This is a genomic window from Marinobacter maroccanus (genome assembly GCF_002933275.1).
Classification (GTDB): Bacteria; Pseudomonadota; Gammaproteobacteria; order Pseudomonadales; family Oleiphilaceae; genus Marinobacter; species Marinobacter maroccanus.
Window position 1 is genome coordinate 138756 of the sequence record NZ_PSSX01000002.1, and the last position, 17374, is coordinate 156129.

13 protein-coding genes are annotated in these 17374 nt (G+C 58.0%); 1 reads left to right on the top strand and 12 read right to left on the bottom strand.

Going from position 1 to position 17374, the window contains the following annotated elements; translation table 11 throughout:
• Positions 1–28: 28 nt before the first annotated feature.
• The 4 genes from ligA to KEHDKFFH_RS03220 form a co-directional block, all read right to left on the bottom strand.
• A complete protein-coding gene (gene ligA, locus KEHDKFFH_RS03205; protein ID WP_104320590.1) occupies positions 29–2065 on the bottom strand; it encodes an NAD-dependent DNA ligase LigA in 2037 nt (678 codons plus the stop codon).
• Positions 2066–2138: 73 nt separating this feature from the next.
• Positions 2139–3131: a cell division protein ZipA gene (gene zipA, locus KEHDKFFH_RS03210; RefSeq protein WP_104320591.1), complete on the bottom strand. Its 993-nt coding sequence runs from the start codon at positions 3129–3131 to the stop codon at positions 2139–2141.
• A gap of 122 nt (positions 3132–3253) precedes the next feature.
• The gene (gene smc / locus KEHDKFFH_RS03215) at positions 3254–6748 is read right to left on the bottom strand and encodes a chromosome segregation protein SMC (RefSeq protein ID WP_104320592.1); all 3495 of its coding nucleotides are present in this window, start codon (positions 6746–6748) and stop codon (positions 3254–3256) included.
• A gap of 1 nt (position 6749) precedes the next feature.
• Complete coding sequence (locus KEHDKFFH_RS03220) at positions 6750–7433, bottom strand: GntR family transcriptional regulator (RefSeq protein WP_104320593.1); 684 nt, start codon at positions 7431–7433, stop codon at positions 6750–6752.
• A 286-nt stretch (positions 7434–7719) separates the two neighbouring features.
• On the opposite strand from KEHDKFFH_RS03220, the gene KEHDKFFH_RS03225 reads away from it, so the two are divergent.
• Complete coding sequence (locus KEHDKFFH_RS03225; protein ID WP_104320594.1) at positions 7720–8646, top strand: GGDEF domain-containing protein; 927 nt, start codon at positions 7720–7722, stop codon at positions 8644–8646.
• A 3-nt stretch (positions 8647–8649) separates the two neighbouring features.
• Here KEHDKFFH_RS03225 and rluB read toward each other — a convergent pair whose 3' ends face one another.
• The 8 genes from rluB to odhB all read right to left on the bottom strand — a co-directional run bounded on the left by rluB (position 8650) and on the right by odhB (position 17364).
• The gene (gene rluB / locus KEHDKFFH_RS03230; protein ID WP_104320595.1) at positions 8650–9633 is read right to left on the bottom strand and encodes a 23S rRNA pseudouridine(2605) synthase RluB; all 984 of its coding nucleotides are present in this window, start codon (positions 9631–9633) and stop codon (positions 8650–8652) included.
• A 39-nt stretch (positions 9634–9672) separates the two neighbouring features.
• Positions 9673–10311 carry an SMC-Scp complex subunit ScpB gene (gene scpB, locus KEHDKFFH_RS03235; RefSeq protein ID WP_104320596.1) on the bottom strand — a complete coding sequence of 213 codons (639 nt, stop codon included), beginning with the start codon at positions 10309–10311 and terminating at the stop codon, positions 9673–9675.
• A gap of 42 nt (positions 10312–10353) precedes the next feature.
• Positions 10354–11187 (bottom strand): segregation and condensation protein A, encoded by an 834-nt coding sequence (locus tag KEHDKFFH_RS03240; protein ID WP_104320597.1) that lies wholly within the window; start codon positions 11185–11187, stop codon positions 10354–10356.
• 59 nt (positions 11188–11246) lie between these two features.
• Entirely contained in the window at positions 11247–12461 is a 1215-nt protein-coding gene (locus KEHDKFFH_RS03245; protein WP_104320598.1) for a tryptophan--tRNA ligase, read from the bottom strand.
• 120 nt (positions 12462–12581) lie between these two features.
• Positions 12582–13454 (bottom strand): succinate--CoA ligase subunit alpha, encoded by an 873-nt coding sequence (gene sucD / locus KEHDKFFH_RS03250; protein WP_064228102.1) that lies wholly within the window; start codon positions 13452–13454, stop codon positions 12582–12584.
• The gene (gene sucC / locus KEHDKFFH_RS03255) at positions 13454–14620 is read right to left on the bottom strand and encodes an ADP-forming succinate--CoA ligase subunit beta (protein WP_104320599.1); all 1167 of its coding nucleotides are present in this window, start codon (positions 14618–14620) and stop codon (positions 13454–13456) included. The genes sucD and sucC overlap by 1 nt, the downstream gene beginning before the upstream one ends.
• A gap of 36 nt (positions 14621–14656) precedes the next feature.
• The gene (gene lpdA, locus KEHDKFFH_RS03260; RefSeq protein WP_104320600.1) at positions 14657–16099 is read right to left on the bottom strand and encodes a dihydrolipoyl dehydrogenase; all 1443 of its coding nucleotides are present in this window, start codon (positions 16097–16099) and stop codon (positions 14657–14659) included.
• Between the two features lie 35 nt (positions 16100–16134).
• Positions 16135–17364 carry a 2-oxoglutarate dehydrogenase complex dihydrolipoyllysine-residue succinyltransferase gene (gene odhB, locus KEHDKFFH_RS03265; protein ID WP_104320601.1) on the bottom strand — a complete coding sequence of 410 codons (1230 nt, stop codon included), beginning with the start codon at positions 17362–17364 and terminating at the stop codon, positions 16135–16137.
• Between the last annotated feature and the right edge of the window lie 10 nt (positions 17365–17374).

Consider the following 17374-nt stretch of genomic DNA (forward strand, 5'->3'; position numbering starts at 1 on the left):
GGGGATCTGCGCGAGTTCTCAGATTCGATTAGCCCGCGTCCAGGCCATGCTCTTCCAGCAAAGCGACAAGGCCCGCCTCATCCAGAACAGGAACCTCCAGCTGTTCCGCCTTGGCAAGCTTGGAACCGGCGGCCTCGCCGGCTACCACGCAGGCGGTCTTTTTGGAGACGCTTCCGGCCACTTTGGCCCCCAGGGCTTCCAGCTTCTCTTTGGCTTCATCCCTGGTCATTCCGGAGAGTGTGCCAGTAAGCACCCAGGTCTGGCCTTTAAGGGGCTTGTCACCTTTCTGGATCTGCTCTTCCTGCCATTCCACGCCGGCTTCACGCAGGGCGTCGAGGGTTTCCCGGTTATGGGTCTGTTCGAAAAAGCTCCGGATATGGCCGGCAACAATCGGCCCGACATCGGGAACTGTCTGCAGGCTCTCCTCATCGGCTGCGGCAATGGCTTCCAGGGTCCCGAAGTGCCCAGCCAAAGCCTTGGCAGTGGCCTCTCCCACCTCTCGAATGCCGAGGGCGTAAAGGAAGCGCCATAGAACCGGTTTTCTGGCCCGATCAATGGCAGCAACCAGATTGGCAGCCGACTTTTCCCCCATCCGCTCAAGTTTGACCAGATCGTCGGTTGTCAGTCGATACAGGTCGGCGACGGTTTCTACCATGCCCTGATCCACCATGATGTCGATCCACTTGTCGCCCAGGCCTTCAATGTCGAGGGCTTTCCGGGAAGCGTAGTGACGAATGGCTTCCTTTCGCTGTGCGGGGCAGAACAGGCCGCCGGAGCAACGGGCAACCGCCTCCCCTTCGATCTGGATAACATCTGAATCGCAGACCGGACAATGGGCGGGCAATTCCACTTCCCTGGCGCCGGCAGGACGCTTTTCTGGAACCACCTTGACCACCTGCGGTATCACATCACCGGCGCGACGGATAAAGACGGTATCGCCAATATGGACATCCAGGCGGCGGATTTCGTCCATGTTGTGCAGGGTGGCATTGCTGACGGTGACGCCGCCGACAAACACAGGTTTGAGCCGGGCCACCGGGGTGACGGCACCGGTTCGACCAACCTGGAACTCCACGTCTTCTATTACGGTGAGCTCTTCCTGGGCCGGAAACTTGTGCGCAATCGCCCAGCGCGGGGCCCGGGAGACAAAACCCAGGGCATTCTGCTGGTCAAGACGGTTCACCTTGAACACGATGCCATCAATCTCGTAAGGCAGAGCGTCCCGTTTTTCCATCAACTCGCTATAGGCCTCCAGGCATTCCTCGACCCCTTTTGCCTTACGCATCTCCGGATTGATCCGGAAACCCCAGCTTTGAACACGCTGGAGGCCATCCCACTGGGTATCGGGCAGCAGGCTTTCGTCAGTCACAGCCACGCTGTAGGCGCACATTTCCAGGGGGCGCCTGGCCGTTACCGTGGACTTTTTCTGCCTGAGACTTCCGGCCGCGGCGTTTCGGGGATTGACGAAGGTCTTCTCGCCCCGCTCCGCCAGGCGGCGGTTAAGCTGCTCGAAACCATCCTTGGGCATGTAGACTTCACCACGGACTTCCACCAGGTCCGGCACATCGTCTCCGCGGAGCTTCAGTGGCACCGACGGGATCGTCCGGATATTGGCGGTGATGTCCTCCCCGGAATAGCCATCCCCCCGGGTAGCGGCGGTGGTCAAGGCGCCCTTCTCGTAATGCAGACTGACCGCCAGCCCGTCCAGCTTGGGCTCGCAGACGTATTCCACGTCTTCGCTGATACCGAGCCGGTCTTTTACCCGACGGTCAAAGTCACGCAGTTCGTCTTCACTGAAGGCATTGTCCAGCGACAGCATCGGCAGCCGGTGAACTACCTCCTCAAAACTGGTTTCCACGGCACTGCCAACACGCCGGGTCGGTGAATTATCTGAAGCCAGCTCAGGATAATCGGTTTCAAGGGTCTGTAATTCCCGGAACAGCCTGTCGTATTCCGCGTCAGGAATACGGGGGTCATCCAGCACGTAATACCGGTAGTTGTGGTCATCAATAACCGAACGGAGTTCTTCAACACGCTGGATAATGTCGGGCGTGGCTTTGCTCATGGACTGGCACTCTCGTCTCTCAAAAAAATGCCCGGAACGAACCGGGCATCTGGCCATCTTTTACCGCCTGGTTTCAGACTCTCTGGGAACGCTGCTTGCGCTCGAACTCCCGGATTCTCTGGCGACAATGCTCGATCGTTTGAGGGGTCATCACGCTGCGGCGCTCATCCTTCAGTTCGCCGCCGAGGTTGCGAACCACCGCCTGGGCGGTCTCAAGCATGAAGTCAAACGCCTGCAGCGCATTGGTAGGCCCAGGCATACTCATGAAAAAGCTGATCCCGGGCGTTGTCAGGGCCGGCATATCCCCCGGTTTGAAAGTACCGGGTTCCACGGCGTTGGCAACACTGAACTGGACGGGGCTGGTGGTGTCGGATTCTTCATGACGATGGTAGATATCCATGTCTCCGTGCTCCAGACCGCAGGCTTCGAACAACTTCTTGAGAGCCGGTCCCTTGAAATCCTCGCCGCTCTTCGCCAACATGTTGATCACAATAACTTCGCGGGCCTCAGGGCGATTCGCGCCCGCCAGAGGTTGACCTTTAGCCGGTCTGGAGGGCTCGCGCCGGGCGGTGTCCTCTTCCACTTCGGTCGTGACCGTGGGCGGGACTGCTTCCACCTCGTCTTCAATGGCGCCCCAGCCTGAATCGAGCTCGGTTTCATCAGGCTCCTGACTGGACAGTCCGAAATCGGGCTCTGACTCCACGGACTCTTCATAGCGCTCGGCCACTGGTTCGGATTCCGGTTGCGACTCTGGCTTCTCCGATTTGGCAGCGGCCGTCACCGGACGGGTCGGCTTGGGTTTCGGAGACCCGAACCGGCTGGTTTTTTCACGCTTTACATAGCCTCGCTCTTCGAGGGTATCGCGGGAAATGGTCCGTGCGCCGCCGTTGGGCAACTCGGGGTTGTACTCGTCATCAAGTGGCGAATCCTCGAGCTCGTCGGCGCCCATACCGGATGAAATCGCCATGGATTCCTTCCGGGCACGCCGCATCCGGCGCACACCATCAATGACAATGCCGATAATGACCAGGGTACCGATGGCAATTAACCATTCCCTAAGTGACATAGTGCTGCTGTCCTGTTTGCAGATCCCGTAACGTTGCTACTCTAAGAAAAGCCCGTAATGAATACAACGCACACCCGGGCCAGATGGCGTTTTTGTCATGGTTGCCCGATTTCTGAGCAGCCTCAAGCCTCTGCGAGGGCCGCAGCCTCGTCCACGTCGACCGATACCAGACGCGAGCAACCCGGTTCATGCATGGTTACCCCCATCAACTGATCCGCCATCTCCATGGCAATCTTGTTATGGGTAATGTAAATGAACTGAACCTGTTTCGACATTTCCTTGACCATGTTGGCATAGCGCCCCACGTTAGCGTCGTCCAGCGGCGCATCCACCTCATCCAGCATACAGAAGGGTGCCGGGTTCAGCTGGAAAATCGAAAATACCAGGGCGATAGCCGTAAGCGCCTTCTCGCCGCCTGACAACAGGTGGATGGTGCTGTTCTTCTTGCCGGGCGGCCTGGCCATGATCGCAACGCCGGTCTCCAGAAGATCCTCGCCGGTCAGTTCCAGATAGGCGTTACCGCCCCCGAAGACCTTCGGGAACAGTGCCTGCAGACCGCCGTTCACCTGGTCAAAGGTTTCCTTGAAGCGTTGCCGGGTTTCCCGGTCTATCTTCCGTATGGCGTTGTCCAGTGTCTCCAGGGCTTCCATCAGATCTTCGTGCTGGGAATCCAGGTAGGTTTTCCGCTCACTCTGAACCTGGTATTCCTCAATAGCCGCCAGATTGATCGCACCCAGGCGCTGTATGCGATTACCGATACGCTCCAGCTCGTCGGCCCAGTCTTTCTCGTTCGCACCTTCAGGCAGCTGGGACAGAATATCCTGCAGCTTAACGTCCAGCTCCTTGAGCTGCTCGATGTGGTTACCAGACCGGATTTCCAGGGCCTGGGATTCCATTTTAAGTTTTTCGAGCCGGGACCGGACTTCCTGAATGCGATGATCGGTGCCACTTCTGCCCTGTTCCTTTTCGCGGACCTCCCGGTCGATTTCTTCCAGGGAATCGCGGGCCGCCCCAAGTTTTTCCTCTTCGGCCAGTCGGCGGTCCAGCAGCCCTTCAAGCTGCATCTGAAGATCTTCAATGGGTTCCTCGGCGCTTTCCCGGGATTCCCTCAGAATCTCCAGACGCTCATCAATGCGTTCCTTCTGAAGCTGCATCCGGTCGATGGTCTGCCTGAGGCCGTCACGCTGACTGTGAAGAGTCTGAAGCTGAAGCTGCAACTGATGTGCGTGGTCACGGTCGTGCCGGGCTTCCTGACGGAGCCGGTCGAGGTTCTCGCGCAGGCTGTCCCGCTGCTCGAGAAGCCGTTCTTTTTCTTCGTCGCTGTCTTCCGTGGACGCCAGCGCCTGCTGCCACTCTTCCCGGGCCGCCTGCAGACTCTCTTTCTGGCCCTCCAGGTTTTCAGAGACATCTTCAATATCGTCCCGGATTCGCTGCAAACGGGCATCGATCTGCTCGGCGCGGGCTCGCAGGCCGCTAACCCTGGATGACAAGGTCCCCAGCTCACGGTCTGCCTCGCTCAGACGGGTCTGGGCCTCGTCCCGGGCGGATTCCGAGCGTTCGGCGCGTTCCTGCAGTTCGTCCAGTCTCTCGCTGGCCGCCTCCAGTGCTTCCTCGGCTTCAACCAGTTGCGAGGTCAGCTCGGTTACTTTCTTCTGTCGTTCAATCACCCCAACCTGGCCCGCGTCCGAATCCGGCATCAGAACCCAGTCCCGGGATACCCAGACGCCTTCCGGTGTCATCAGGCTCTGGCCATCCTGAAGGGCTGATCGCATGCCCATAGCATCAGAGACGGTTTCTACTGCGTCAATTCCACGGAGCAACGAGGCAATTCCCGGTACCCCTGAGACTTTCGCCGCCAGGCCGGTATTGCCAGTTTCAGCAGCGGCCTCGCCTTCAACGAGGGCCAGCCCCCGTGGTGCTTCTCTCATGGCCGATGAAAGCTGGTCAATGCTGGGGAGACAAAGCCCCTGGGTAAACCGCCCGATCACCTGCTCAACCGCAAACTCCCAACCATCGGCGATCGTGAGCTGGCTGGCCACCCGCGGCATATCGCTCAGGGCGTTTTGCGCAAGCCAGGACTGCAGAACATCATCTCCGGCCCCCATCTGCTCATCCAACAGCGCCTGCTGAGACTCCAGTGACGCGCGAAGACTCTGGACCCGCTGGCGTTCTTCAGAAACGGTCTGCTCGGAATCCCGCTGGTGCTGCCGGGCGTCGTAGAGCTCGTCCTGGATCGCTGCAATGCGCTCGGCGGCTTCCTCGCGTTTCAGTTCCAGCGTTTCCTGCTGCTCCAGCAATTCCTCCAGCTCAGCGCGATCCATCTGGCCTTCCAGCAATTCCTGCTCATCCTGCAGTTTGCGTTGGCGAGTGAGCAATTGCTCAATGGCGTCCTCGAGGGAACGAATCCTTGATTGGGCCAGCTCGGCCTGGCGCCGGGCATCCGAAGAGCGGGCGCTGAAATCTTCCCACTGATGCTGCCATTCGCTCATCGCGTCTTCGGCCTGCCGCAGTTTCTCACCCGATTCCTCTGAGCGCATAGCCAGCGCTTCCTGTTCGGGCTCCATCATGTCCAGTTCTTCCTGGATACCCGCGAGCTTGTCCTCGTCCTGCTCCAGCTCTCTGGCCAGTTCGCGCTGGTTGGCCATTGCCTGGTCCAGCTCCGCGGCCATCTGCCGGCTTCGTTCGCGCTGATGCTCAAGGCTCTGCTCAATTCGGGCGATATCGGCACCGGCTTCGTAATAGCGGGCCTGCGCCCGGTTAAAGTGCTCGGTGCGTTCCTGATGATTGTCTCTCAGGGATTCCAGAGAGGTCTCCAGGCTGACACGCTCGGTCAGGTATTTTTCGAGCTCAAGTTCGGTATCCCGGATCTTGCCGCGCCAGGCTTGCAGGTCATTGTCGAGGGATTGCCAGCGGAGCACTGTCAGTTCGGCTTTCTTCTGGCGCTCTTCCTGCTTGTACGCCTTGTACTTTTCCGCCGCTGCCGCCTGGCGCTCCAGGTGTTGCAACTGCCGGCCCAGCTCTTCCCTCAGATCCGTCAGCCGCTCCAGGTTTTCCTGGGTGCGACGGATACGATTTTCGGTTTCCCGACGCCGCTCCTTGTACTTCGATATACCGGCCGCTTCCTCAATGTAGATCCGGAGCTCCTCCGGCTTTGCCTCAATCAGCCGGGAGATCATGCCCTGTTCAATGATGGCGTAACTGCGAGGACCCAGGCCGGTACCCAGGAACAGATCGGTAATGTCACGGCGCCGGCATTTGGAGCCATTCAGGAAATACTCGGACTGCCCTTCCCGGGAGACCCGGCGGCGAACAGAGATTTCGTTGAATTTAACGAATTCGCCAGGCGCGGAACCATCACTGTTATCAAATACCAGTTCGATGGAAGCCTGGCCAACCGGCTTTCTTGCACTGGAGCCGTTGAAGATGACGTCTGTCATGGATTCGCCGCGCAGATACTTGGCGGAGCTTTCACCCATAACCCACCGAACCGCATCGATGATGTTGGACTTGCCGCAACCATTCGGGCCAACAACGGCAGTCATGTTGGAGGGGAACGGCACCGTGGTGGGATCGACGAAGGATTTGAAGCCGGACAGTTTGATGGACTTCAGACGCATATCAGGCGCTCGCTTCCTGCCGGAGAATCGTCAACACCTGCTGCCGCTGGTGTTCCCCAAAGGCCTGGATTACCGCTTGTAGGCGGTCAGCGTCGTCATCAATGGCCGCATCTGCCAATTGCCGGAAGAAGGTTGCTGTTTCACCAATTTCTTCCCGAAAATGCTCCAGCGCCACAAAGTAGGTGCGGCTGATGGCTGGTCGGAAATTCTCAAGCGTTTCCTCCAGAAAGGGGTTTTCAACCAGCCCGTAGGCGTAGCGCATAACCCCGAATCCGGCGTCAATGACCTGCTCGGCGGCATCCCCGCTGGTGGCGTTGAGGGCGTCGATGACTGCCTGCAATTCGCGAACCTGGCCCATGACTCCGCCAAGCTCCTTTCCGGACCAGCGTTCAAGCACCTTTCGCCCCAGCATGCACAGCAGATCGATGTAGATGTCATAGAGGCTGTTGACGCTCTCGGGCGTCAGGCTTGAGACCACCGCACCCCGGCGCGGGAAAATTTCGATCAGGTGCCGCCTTTCGAGAATAAGAAGCGCTTCGCGCACCGAACCACGGCTGACGTTCAACTCGCCGGACACCTTCAATTCCTGAATGCGTTCGCCGGGTTTGAGATCTCGCGTGATGATTCTTTGCCCAAGATGCTGGGCAATTTGTTCAGACAGACTTTCCGGGGCCTGAAACCTCATAAAGTTGGTCACTCATTCCTGAAGACGGCACGATTTCAAACGCAGAAGTTTACCACAGGGAATCTATTGCCCCATCCCCTTGTCTGACATTTTGCACAGCACAAGGAATCTGCCGGCAAATTACTGCCGGTTTTTTGACGGCAACCAGAAGACCAACACCCAATACTTCAAATCGGGTTGAATTTCTGGTCGCATTTAATTGTTTTTATTGCTCTTTATTAACCAGGCACGGTTTCTGCTTTACACGACCAAAGCACTGTAAACTTCTGCGACAGAGTGAACCGTAGTGAAAAACATACCGTCGATCCAACAGTCTCCCGCCCAGCCCCAGAAGCTAGCTGCGTTGCGTCAGGCACATCAGGACTGGAACAACACGCCGGATGTGCTCACCAGGCTGACCCGCCGGCTTTCTACCACCCTGTCGCTGGAGCAACAGCTGGCCATCCTGGCTGAAGAGCTGGTGGCTATCGTGCCCTTTACCGCGCTTAACTATCGGCACCGGATCGGTAAACAGGATTTCGTCTACGCCACCGGCATGGGCGGCCCCCACCGTTGCGAATACCGCTTGAGCCTGGAAGGCGTCAATTACGGAACACTGGTCCTGCAGCGGCGCCAGCGGTTTTCGGAACAGGAACTGGAAGGCGTCGAGATGATTCTCAGCGCGGCGATCTGCCCGATTCGCAACGCCTGCCAGTACGTTGCGATTGAGCAGGCGTCACTGACCGACTCACTGACCGGCATCCCCAACAAGCGAGCCCTGGATGATGCGCTACAGCGTTCAAGTGTGCTGTCTGAGCGTCACGGCGACCCCTACTCTCTGGTGCTATGCGACCTGGATCATTTCAAAACGGTTAACGACACCCACGGCCATGTCGTCGGAGACCATCTTCTGCAAATTGCCGCAGCCGAGATCGAGAAATCTATCCGCACGTCCGATTCCGTGTATCGTTTTGGTGGCGAGGAGTTTGCCATCTTGCTTCCACACACTTCCGAGCAGGATGCCAAAGATGTGGCAGAGCGGGTTCGAGAGGCGATTGCGGCCATCCGGGTGGACGGCGGCGAGAAGGAACTAAAGGTAACAACCAGCTGCGGCGTCGCCACCTTCTTGCCCGGGGAATCATCCCAGGCGTGGCTGGCCAGGGCCGACGAGGCGCTCTATCGAGCCAAACACCAGGGCCGGAACTGCACCCGGGTGTTTGCCACCATTTCCTGACGATCAGCTCCGGGGCGTTTTGCTCCCGGACCGCTCCGGCCTGGGAGTTCGGCCAGCCGGTTTCGGGGGCCTGCTGTCACTGACGGCCCATTTATTTCCCGTTGTCTTTTTGCCAGAACGACCAGGGCTTTTCCGCCGCTGGCGATCGTGGGCCGCTTTCTCGTTCGGCGTTTTCTGGGGAATCTCAACCGCCTCCAGGCCAACCGTCCGGCTCAGGGTATCCACCGCTCTCTGATCCAGCTCTTCCCATTTGCCCACCGTCAGCCTGCTCGGCAGGAAGATCGGTCCGTAGCGTACGCGCTTCAGACGACTGACGCGAACACCCTGGGATTCCCAAAGACGACGGACTTCCCGATTGCGCCCTTCCAGCAAGGTCACGTGGAACCAGCGATTTATACCGCTACCGCCGGCCGGGGAGATATCGGTGAACTTGGCCATGCCGTCTTCCAGTAGAACGCCCTGAAGCAGGCGCTCAATCATGGCATCGTCCACTTCCCCAAAGATACGTACCGCGTATTCCCGGTCGATCTGGTTGGAGGGATGCATCAGCCGGTTCGCCAACTCACCGTCTGTGGTAAACAGCACCAGGCCAGTGGTATTGATATCAAGCCGGCCAATGGAGATCCACCGATGCTCTTTCAGACGTGGCAGCCGGTCGAACACGGTCGGCCGGCCCTCGGGATCCTTTCGGGTGGTGACTTCGCCCTCTGGCTTGTTGTAGATCAGCACACGGCGCATTACTTCCGCCGCCCCGGATACTTCCAGGCGCTTGCCGTCAAGCTCGAAGCGGTCTTCCACGGTTGCTTTCTGGCCCGGCGCTACCGGCTGACCGTTGACCATCAGGCGGCCGGCTTCCATCCAGCCCTCGATTTCCCGGCGCGAACCGATACCCGCACGGGCGAGCAATTTCTGAATGCGCTCAGGGCCATCCTGGCTGATTTTGTCCAGGGCTGGTCTGGCTGGTTTTTTGGGGCGTTCTGCCGCCATGCAATCAATCCTTAGTTTCTGACTGACACCCGAATGGTATCAATGAAGTGTCTCGCTCGAAGATTCGTCGTCGTTCTCGGCAGGGGTTGATTCGAACTCAATCTCCGCCTGCATGTTCTTTTCAATTTCCCGGCCGATTTCTTCAAGGTCCCGGACTTCGTTCAGGGGCGGCAACTGGTCCAGACCCGTGAGGTTAAAGTAGTCCAGGAACTGTTTCGTGGTCGCATACATGGCCGGACGACCGGGAACATCGCGATGTCCGACAACGCGTACCCACTCTCGCTCAAGCAGTGTCCGAATGATATTGCTGCTTACCGTAACACCCCGGATGTCCTCGATTTCACCCCGGGTGATGGGCTGCCGGTAGGCGATCAGTGCCAGGGTTTCCAGCAACGCCCGGGAGTAACGCTGTGGTTTTTCCTCAAACAATCGCCCTACCCAGGGCGCGAATTCTTCTCGTACCTGAATACGGTAGCCGCTGGCAACCTTCTTCAATTCAAAACCGCGCCCTTCGCAAGCCGCTTCCAGAAGTACCATGACATGTTCCATTACCTGGCGTGCGGGGCGCTCCTCTTCACTGAACAGGTCCCGGAGCTGGTCGAGAGACAAGGGTTTGCCCGCAGCCAGCAGGGCCGCTTCGGCAATCGCCTGTATTCTCAGCAGGTGTTCTTCGTTCATGGTGTCTGATCCGTATTTCCGTGCTTTGAACGTTGGGAGGCCCTAGCTGGCTGCCCTGGCTCGAACATGAATCGGGCCCAGGACCTCGGCCTGGACAACCTCGATCAGCTGCTCTTTGACCAGCTCAAGCGTGGCCAGGAAGGTCACCACGACGCCGAGCCGGCCCTCTTCAATCGTGAAAAGGCTTTCGAATGTCACAAAATGATCATCCTGAAGCACCGACAAAATCGCGGACATACGCTCCCGGGTCGACAGCCTTTCCCGTTCTACGTGGTGGCTGGTAAACAGGTCCGCTCGCTGCAGCACGCCCTGCAGGGCCAGCAGCATTTCGCGCAGATCCACATCCGGATGGGGCTGACTCGACGGCATCTTCGGCAGCGCTGCGGAGGCAGCGAACGTATCCCGCTCCAGGCGTGGCATTTCGTCGATATCTTCCGCTGCCTGCTTGAACCGCTCGTATTGCTGAAGCCGGCGAATCAACTCGGCCCGCGGATCAACTTCTTCCTCGTCGTCGGTCTCCTGTCGCGGCAACAGCATTCTGGATTTGATTTCCGCCAGTGTGGCTGCCATCACCAGGTATTCGGCGGCCAACTCGAAGCGCATGGCCTCCACGGCACCGATGTAATCCATGTATTGCCGGGTAATTTCGCTCACGTCGATATCCAGAATGTTCATATTCTGGCGACGGATAAGATACAGCAGGAGATCCAGCGGCCCTTCAAACGCCTCAAGGAAGACGGCAAGGGCGTCTGGTGGTATGTACAGGTCCTTGGGAAGATCCACCACCGGCTTGCCGGACACCCGCGCCAGGGGCGACTGCTCCGGTGCAGCGTCCTGGGCTTCGGGCATGGCCTGATCGGTGGATTCTTCAGTCATAACCTTTCACTCCGGGTCGGCGCACTGGCTGTATGCATGCGGCACCGACTCCTGCGGATTCAGCGGTAATGAAGCCCCATGGCGGCCCGAACTTCCTCTAGGGTGTCGCGGGCGGCATCGCGGGCGTGTTCGCGGCCTTCCTGGAGAATGGAATGAACCAGGTCCGGATTGCCCTCATACTCCCGGGCACGTTCGTGAAGCGGACGCTGCTCCTCGACAATTGCGTCGATCAACGGTTTCTTGCAGTCCAGGCAACCAATGCCGGCACTGCGACAACCGGTCTGCACCCACTCCTGGGTATCGGCATCGGAATAGATTTTGTGCATTCCCCATACCGGGCACTTCTCGGGTTCACCCGGATCCGTGCGACGGACCCGCTGGGGATCGGTCTGCATGGTGCGAACCTTCTGGGCAACGCTGTCCGGATCTTCCCGCAAACCGATATAGTTGTTGTAGGACTTGGACATTTTCTGACCGTCCAGCCCCGGCAACTTGGACTCCGGCGTCAGCAGTGGCTGCGGTTCCGGCAAAATCACCTTGCCGCCACCCTCAATGTAGCCATAAAGGCGCTCACGATCGCCAAGGGAGATATTCTGCTGCTCTTTCAACAGAGCGCGGGCGGTCTCCAGAGCGTCCATGTCGCCCTCTTCCTGGTAACGCCTCTTGAGATTGCGATAGAGCTTGGCGTTTTTCTTGCCCATCTTGACGATGGCGCCTTCCGCCTGCTCCTCGAACCCTGGCTCACGGCCGTAGATATGGTTGAAGCGACGGGCGATCTCCCGGGTGATTTCGACATGGGAAACCTGATCGGCACCAACCGGCACCTTTCCTGCACGGTAGACCAGGATGTCTGCGCTCTGAAGCAGCGGATAACCCAGGAACCCGTAGGTCGCCAGATCCTTCTCCCGCAGCTTTTCCTGCTGATCCTTGAACGTGGGCACACGTTCCAGCCAACCGAGGGGAGTGATCATCGACAACAGCAGGTGCAGTTCGGCATGCTCGGGCACCTGTGACTGAATGAACATGGTGGACGAGCCCGGGTTCACGCCGGCCGCGAGCCAATCGATCACCATATCCCAGACGCTCTGTTCAATGCCGGAGGGATCGTCGTAATTGGTGGTCAGCGCATGCCAGTCGGCCACAAAGAAAAAGCATTCGAATTCATGCTGGAGTTTAACCCAGTTTTTCAGCACACCGTGGTAGTGGCCAAGGTGAAGCTTGCCGGTCGGACGCATGCCGGACAAAACCCTTTGCTGGGAATCTACAGAACTCAAAGCACGAACTCCTTATTTGGTGTTGGAACCGCCATCATAGTTCAGGCGACCCGGCATTATAAATAAAAAACCCCCGCTCTGCAGGGCAGAAACGGGGGTTTTTACTGAAAGAAGGCCAGCTTACCAGCCAGTGACTTCCTTCAGGGCCTGGCCGATCTCGGCCAGACTGCGGACAGTGCGAACACCGGCGTCTTCCAGGGCGGCAAACTTTTCGTCTGCTGTACCCTTACCACCGGAGATGATGGCGCCAGCATGGCCCATGCGCTTGCCCGGAGGCGCGGTAACACCAGCGATATAGGAGACTACCGGCTTGGTGACGTTCTGCTTGATGTAGGCCGCGGCTTCTTCCTCGGCGGTACCGCCGATCTCACCGATCATCACGATGGCTTCGGTTTCAGGATCTTCCTGAAGCAGGGCCAGAATGTCGATGAAGTTGGAGCCCGGGATCGGGTCGCCACCGATGCCGATACAGGTGGACTGACCGTAGCCGAAGTCAGTGGTCTGCTTGACCGCTTCGTAGGTCAGGGTGCCTGAACGGGACACGATACCAACCTTGCCCTTCTTGTGGATGTGGCCGGGCATGATGCCGATCTTGCACTCGTCCGGAGTTATAACACCCGGGCAGTTGGGACCAATCATGCGAACGCCCTTGCGATCCACGTATTCCTTGGCGTACAGCATATCGATGGTCGGGATACCTTCAGTGATACAAACGATCAGCTGAATGCCGGCATCTGCCGCTTCGATGATGGCGTCCTTACAGAACGGCGCCGGTACGTAGATAACGGTCGCTTCTGCGCCAGTTGCTTCAACGGCGTCACGCACGGTGTTGAACACCGGCAGGCCCAGATGCTCGGTACCGCCCTTGCCGGGGCTGACGCCGCCAACCATCTTGGTACCGTAGGCAATCGCCTGCTCTGAGTGGAAGGTGCCCTGCGCGCCGGTAAAGCCCTGACAGATAACCTTGGTGTCTTTGTTAATCAGGATGCTCATTATTTACCCCCTGCGGCTTTAACAACTTGCTCTGCCGCATTCGACAGACTGGTAGCGGCGATGATGTTCAGGCCGCTCTCGGCGAGTACCTGAGTACCCTTCTCCGCGTTGTTGCCTTCAAGGCGAACCACAACAGGAACCTTTACACCGACTTCCTTCACGGCACCAATGATGCCCTCTGCAATCATGTCGCAGCGAACGATACCACCGAAGATGTTGACCAGAACCGCCTTGACGTTGGAGTCAGACAGGATGATCTTGAATGCCTCGGAAACACGCTCCTTGGTTGCACCGCCACCAACGTCCAGGAAGTTGGCAGGCTGGCCGCCGGACAGCTTGATGATATCCATGGTACCCATGGCCAGGCCGGCACCGTTAACCATGCAGCCGATGTTGCCTTCCAGAGCCACGTAGTTGAGCTCCCACTTGGCCGCTTCCGCTTCACGGGAATCTTCCTGGGAGGGATCGTGCATCTCGTGGATCTTCTTCTGACGGTACAGCGCGTTGCCATCAACACCTACTTTGGCGTCCAGACAATGCAGATCACCAGCCGGGGTAATAACCAGCGGATTGATTTCTACCAGCGCCAGATCACACTCTTCGAACAACTTGGCCAGACCAATGAAGATCTTGGTGAACTGACCGATCTGCTTGCCCTCGAGACCCAGCTTGAACGCGAGCTCGCGGCCCTGGTACGGCTGTGCGCCCACCAGCGGGTCGACTTCAGCTTTCAGGATCTTCTCGGGGGTTTCTTCGGCAACCTTCTCGATCTCAACACCGCCTTCGGTGGAGGCCATGAACACGATACGACGGGTGCCACGGTCAACGACCGCGCCCAGGTACAGCTCCTGGTCGATGTCGGTGAGGGATTCAACCAGAATCTTGCTTACCGGCTGGCCATTCTCATCTGTCTGATAGGTTACCAGGTTCTGACCCAGCCACTTCTCGGCAAACTCACGGATCTCTTCTTTGCTCTTGACCAGCTTTACACCGCCAGCCTTACCACGGCCACCTGCGTGAACCTGGGCTTTCACAACCCATGCATCACCGCCGATTTCACCAGCTGCGTCCACAGCTTCCTTCGGAGTATCACAGGCAATGCCCTTGGATACTGGCAGGCCATATTCAGCGAAAAGCTGTTTGCCCTGATATTCATGCAAATTCATAGTTAATGTCCCGAATTAAAAAATTCCTGGTTTGCGTTACTTCTTCTTGCGGCGATTGGCGATATGAATCGCGCCACCACCGACGGCCAGAGCTGCTTCGTGCACGGACTCGGACAGAGTCGGATGTGCAAAGCAGGTCAGGGCCAGATCTTCGGCGCTGGAACCGAATTCCATGGCAATTACGCCCTGGGCAACGATTTCAGAGGCCTGGGGACCCACTACATGGAAACCGACAATGCGGTCAGTTTTCGCGTCAGCGATGATCTTGACCAGACCAGATGCCGAGTTTGCAGCCATGGCACGGCCGTTGGCTGCAAACGGGAAGGTACCAACGTTGTATTCCTCACCCTCGGCCTTCATCTGCTCCTCGGTTTTTCCAACCCAGGCAACTTCCGGGAAGGTGTAGACAACGTTCGGGATGCAGTCGTAGTTGACCTGGGGCTTGTGCCCGGCAATACGCTCCGCAACCATGATGCCTTCTTCAGACGCCTTGTGGGCCAGCATCGGTCCACGAACCACGTCACCGATCGCCCAGACACCCGGCGCTTCGGTTTTACAGTTGTCATCAACGAAGATGAACCCACGCTCATCCATCTGGACGCCGGAATCTTCAGACAACAGATTGTCGGTGTAGGGCCGACGGCCAACAGCGACAATCAGCTTGTCGAACTTGGCTTCATGCTTGCCCTTGGAATCTTCATAGTTCACGTTGACCAGCTTGCGCTTCACTTCCGCGCCGGTCATGCGTGCACCCATGACAATGTTCAGACCCTGCTTCTGGAACTGTTTCAGGGCATCCTTGGCCACCTGCTGGTCAACAGCGGGCAGGAAGGTGTCCTGTGCTTCCAGAACGGTTACTTCAGCACCCAGGCGAGCCCAGACACTACCGAGCTCAAGGCCAATAACGCCGGCACCGATAACACCAAGACGCTTGGGCACTTCGGTGAATTCCAGCGCACCCTCGGAATCCACGATGTATTCACCATCGAACGGTGCGGGCGGAATCTGGATCGGCTTGGAGCCGGTCGCCAGAATGATATTTTCCGCCTCGTAGGTCTTGGACTTACCGTCCTTGTCGGTTACTTCCACCTTCCGGTTTGCCAGCAGTTTGCCGTGGCCGTGGATGGAGGTAACGCCATTGGACTTGAACAGACCGGCGATACCGCCGGTCAGCTGCTTAACAATGCCGCTCTTGCGCTCCATCATCTTGCCGATGTCCATTTTGACATCCTTGGCGATGATGCCCTGCATCTCGAAATCGTGGCTGGATTCCTCAAACTTGTGGGAAATCTCCAGCAACGCCTTGGAGGGAATGCAGCCAACGTTGAGGCAGGTACCGCCAAGCACCTGTGCCTTGCCGTCTTCTGCAGTCCAGGATTCGACACACGCGGTCTTCAGACCCAGTTGTGCCGCTTTAATGGCCGCTACGTAGCCCCCGGGGCCTGCACCAATGACAATGACGTCGTACTTATCAGACATACTTTTATCCTGTTTCCGATTCGTTAAATGTCGGCTCAGACGTCCAGCAGAATACGTGCCGGGTCTTCAAGCATTTCCTTGATGGCAACAAGGAACTGCACCGCTTCCTTGCCATCAATCATTCGGTGGTCGTAAGAAAGCGCCAGATACATCATCGGCTGAATTTCCACCTTGCCGTTCACGGCCATCGGACGCTCCTGGATCTTGTGCATGCCCAGGATCGCAGTCTGCGGCGGGTTCAGGATCGGAGTGGAAATCAGCGAACCAAAGATACCGCCGTTGGTAATGGTAAAGGTACCGCCGGTCATATCTTCAATAGCCAGCTTGCCCTCTTTCGCCTTGGTGCCGTACTCGACGATCTTCTTCTCGATGTCGGCCAGGCCCATGGCGTCGGAATCACGGAGGACCGGAACCACCAGGCCGCGATCCGTGGACACTGCTACGCCGATGTCCTGGTAGCCGTGGTAAACCATGTCGTTACCGTCGATGGATGCGTTCACCGCAGGGAAACGCTTCAGGGCTTCGGTGGCAGCTTTGGTAAAGAAAGACATGAAGCCAAGCTTGATACCGTGACGCTTCACAAAGCTGTCCTGGTACTGCTTGCGCAGCTCCATGATCGGCGCCATGTTCACCTCGTTAAAGGTGGTCAACATGGCTGCGCTTTGCTGCGCATTGACCAGACGCTTGGCAATGCTCGCACGCAGGCGGGTCATCGGCACGCGCTTCTCGGGACGCTCGCCCTGGCTGACGTTGACTTCCGGCATACCAGCCGCAGGCTGGGGCGCAGAAGCACCGCCGGAGGACTTGGCGCTGTCCACGTGATTCTGAACGTCTTCCTTGGTTACGCGGCCATCTTTGCCGGTGCCCTTGATGCTGTTCGGATCAACGTTATTTTCCTCAGCCAGCTTGCGGGCCGCCGGGCTCAGGATCGCTTCACCTGAAGATGCTTCAGTCGCGGCTTGCTCTTTCGGAGCCTCTTCCTTGCTTTCTTCTTTATTGCTTTCGGCAGGCTTGGATTCGCCCTTGGCGCCTTCCTTGAATTTGCCGACTACCTCACCGCTCTCAACGGTATCGCCTTCGTTCTTGATGATTTCTTCAATCACACCGTCTGCCGGCGCAACAACCTCAAGAACAACCTTGTCGGTCTCGATATCGACAATCAGCTCGTCACGGGAGCAGGCTTCACCCGGCTGTTTGTGCCAGGTCGCGACGGTACCCTCTGCGACCGACTCCGGGAAAACGGGGGCTTTAATCTCAGTTGACATTACAGATCCT

Coding starts and splice junctions, on each gene's coding strand:
- scpB (WP_104320596.1), bottom strand. CDS start 10,311: ATGAACGAAGAACACCTGCTGAGAATACAGGCGATTGCCGAAGCGGCC.
- smc (WP_104320592.1), bottom strand. CDS start 6,748: ATGCGTCTGAAGTCCATCAAACTGTCCGGCTTCAAATCCTTCGTCGAT.
- sucD (WP_064228102.1), bottom strand. CDS start 13,454: ATGAGCATCCTGATTAACAAAGACACCAAGGTTATCTGTCAGGGCTTT.
- rluB (WP_104320595.1), bottom strand. CDS start 9,633: ATGGCGGCAGAACGCCCCAAAAAACCAGCCAGACCAGCCCTGGACAAA.
- sucC (WP_104320599.1), bottom strand. CDS start 14,620: ATGAATTTGCATGAATATCAGGGCAAACAGCTTTTCGCTGAATATGGC.
- lpdA (WP_104320600.1), bottom strand. CDS start 16,099: ATGTCTGATAAGTACGACGTCATTGTCATTGGTGCAGGCCCCGGGGGC.
- KEHDKFFH_RS03240 (WP_104320597.1), bottom strand. CDS start 11,187: ATGACTGAAGAATCCACCGATCAGGCCATGCCCGAAGCCCAGGACGCT.
- ligA (WP_104320590.1), bottom strand. CDS start 2,065: ATGAGCAAAGCCACGCCCGACATTATCCAGCGTGTTGAAGAACTCCGT.
- KEHDKFFH_RS03220 (WP_104320593.1), bottom strand. CDS start 7,433: ATGAGGTTTCAGGCCCCGGAAAGTCTGTCTGAACAAATTGCCCAGCAT.
- odhB (WP_104320601.1), bottom strand. CDS start 17,364: ATGTCAACTGAGATTAAAGCCCCCGTTTTCCCGGAGTCGGTCGCAGAG.
- zipA (WP_104320591.1), bottom strand. CDS start 3,131: ATGTCACTTAGGGAATGGTTAATTGCCATCGGTACCCTGGTCATTATC.